5 protein-coding genes are annotated in these 2,288 nt (G+C 58.2%); 1 reads left to right on the top strand and 4 read right to left on the bottom strand.

Features of this window, described 5'->3' with window-relative positions; translation table 11 throughout:
- Window positions 1–388, top strand: a 388-nt coding sequence (locus VGU61_RS04835; RefSeq protein WP_326857968.1) for a DUF4080 domain-containing protein, incomplete at its 5' end; no start/stop codon positions are given.
- A 47-nt stretch (window positions 389–435) separates the two neighbouring features.
- Here the strand turns inward: VGU61_RS04835 and VGU61_RS04830 are convergent.
- The 4 genes from VGU61_RS04830 to VGU61_RS04815 form a co-directional block, all read right to left on the bottom strand.
- Window positions 436–876 carry an ATP-binding protein gene (locus VGU61_RS04830; protein WP_326857967.1) on the bottom strand — a complete coding sequence of 147 codons (441 nt, stop codon included), beginning with the start codon at window positions 874–876 and terminating at the stop codon, window positions 436–438.
- Between the two features lie 65 nt (window positions 877–941).
- Window positions 942–1,286, bottom strand: coding sequence for a VOC family protein (locus tag VGU61_RS04825; RefSeq protein WP_326857966.1), 345 nt, complete (start codon window positions 1,284–1,286; stop codon window positions 942–944).
- A 52-nt stretch (window positions 1,287–1,338) separates the two neighbouring features.
- Window positions 1,339–1,746: an MAPEG family protein gene (locus VGU61_RS04820; protein ID WP_326857965.1), complete on the bottom strand. Its 408-nt coding sequence runs from the start codon at window positions 1,744–1,746 to the stop codon at window positions 1,339–1,341.
- Between the two features lie 246 nt (window positions 1,747–1,992).
- A partial coding sequence (locus VGU61_RS04815; RefSeq protein WP_326857964.1) for a hypothetical protein occupies window positions 1,993–2,288 on the bottom strand: 296 nt, incomplete at its 5' end.

The following is a 2,288-nucleotide window of genomic DNA, read 5'->3' as shown; positions in this document are numbered from 1 at the left end:
GCCGTACACCATCCTCGCCACCGACCGCATCGATTTCGCCGACATGCAGCGGCTGGTGCGTTTCGCCCGCTACTGGGATCTGGTTGCGAATTCGGGCCGCTTCGCGCATACCTTGCCGCTCATTCTTGGCGATGCACCTTTCGCCAATTTCATGGCGCTGTCCGACTGGCTGTATGCCAATACCGATGCAACCCATCGCATCGCGCTTGAAAAGCTGGCCGCGCTGGTGAAGCAATGGCTGAAGGGCAGGGGAATCGACGCGCAGGCGATCGCCGGCGCAATGGACAATGATTATGCCGGCCAGGTCAACAAACCTGCGGCCCGGACGAAGGCGGCGTCCACCGGGCAAGCGGCGCCACAGCGGCAGGCGCGTCACCTGGCGGCGTGATGCTGATCGTCTCCCTTTAGACTGCGGCTTACCGTTTGGGTTAGCCCTTATGCATCCCCATAAGCCGAGACGGCAAACCCGCCATCCGGCGTGAGCGCCACGCGGTAAAGTTCATCGAAACCTTCTTCAAGCACAGGGCGCGCAAGGCGCTTCAGCGTGCCAAACAATCCCGCCGGAGGAACTTGCCTCGTTCTCTGCCGGTTGCGCTCGAACGAGCCTTTCGGATCGGGCTCGAAAAAGTAGCCGATCACCTTGAAGCCTGCCGCACGGGCCGGTGTGATATAGCGGGCACGTTCGGCTGCAGTAGTGTTCGTCTTGTCGACGACGAAGCGTTGTTTGGTTTCAAGGCAGAGCGACAGCAGGCGCTGCTCCCGGTTGCGGGTCCGAAGCAGGTCGAGGCTGATGCGCACATGCGTATCGAAGAAATACTCCCGATAGAAGGTACTCTTGCCTGCGCCTTGAATGCCGATAAGGAGGATGGCGTCCATTGACTGGTTCTGTTACGTCAGCCGGTGGTAAAGAGGGAATGCACGATGTCATGACGACGTGTTCATCATGCCGATTCGCCGAATTTCAGCAGATTGCCATGCGGGTCGATCACATAGAGTTCTTTCATGCCCCAAGGCTGCACGACCGGGGCTTTGACATTTGCCCCGTTCGATGCGAATTCCTCGTACAGCTTCTCGGTGTTCGCCCGTATATAGCAGGAACTGTTCTCTGCGATATGCCGGTCATCGCACAGCCAGAAGTGGATTTCGCAACCGTCGCGGCTCAGGATTGCGTAGTCCGGGTATCGGCCCGCTTCCCTGAAACCGAGCTTGCCGGTGTAAAAGTCCGCAGTCTGTTGCAGGTCCAGTGACGGCAGTACCGGCACCGTGCTATGGATATATGCTGCCATCGTCAATATGCCCTTTTCGCTTGAGAGAACGGGAAACGTTGCGGCCGGCAGCCTACCGGGCAAGTAACAGAAACGTCCAGTAAACGGCAATGCCGACCTGCACGGCAAACGCGATGAAGCGGACGTTGACGGCCATTACCGAAAGGGAAATCAGATGCGCCAGTGACTGCACGACGCGCGCTGCCAAGAGGATATAAGCGAGCGGGTCGGTGACGGCGGCATTTCCCGACAGCGCGGCGACGAGCATGAGGCCGCCGAATATTGGCAGGCTTTCAAGGCAGTTCGCATGCGCTCTGGCAAGGCGCTGCATGAACGGGGAAAGGTTGGCATTGTCGGGCCGGAACGCATTGACCGCCACGGATTTTTTAATGACCAGGCCGGACCGGATGACTTCCATCACGATCAACAGGAACAGGGTCCAGGCGATGAATCCGGTGAGGGCGGTAAGTGTCGTGTTCATGGTATCCCGTTGTTTTATTTTAATTGGGCATAACTATACAACCAGCCGTCCGCCAGGCGTCCGGTGCTCCGTGCCGGAATGTGTAGGAAGCGAACAGCTAGAGCGGTGGGAATTGAAATGGAGCGAAGATCCGTCGCCGTATGATTCGCGATTTCTCTGCATCGGTTAACGTTAAATATAAGGGCCGGCCGAAAGCGCAGCTTTTGGAGCATTCCCTCTGTACGGATTAGGCGGCCGGTTCATTTGCTAGAAGCTTGTGCCACTACGCAATGCCAGCAACGCCGAAGCAAGGGCGACGAGACCGATGATGGTGCGGAACCAATGCCACGAAGCCCAACGCGCCAACTCCGCAGGAAGGGCTTCGTGTGGGATGCTCGCTTCGGCGAAGCTGGCGTTGGCCCGCCGAAAGTACAGACCGTAGGTTGAAAGAATAACCAATGCGAGAGCGGCGGTGATAACCGACGCGGAGCTTAGTGGACGATTGGTGACGACCGATGTGATTGCGGCAGCAACGGCAAGAAGCGTTGCGCTCACGGTAAGCG

The sequence above is a fragment of the Noviherbaspirillum sp. genome, assembly GCF_035944575.1.
Taxonomy (GTDB): Bacteria; Pseudomonadota; Gammaproteobacteria; order Burkholderiales; family Burkholderiaceae_D; genus Noviherbaspirillum.
The sequence above is the reverse complement of the archived record's forward strand: the minus strand, read 5'-3'. Positions and strand labels throughout refer to the sequence as shown.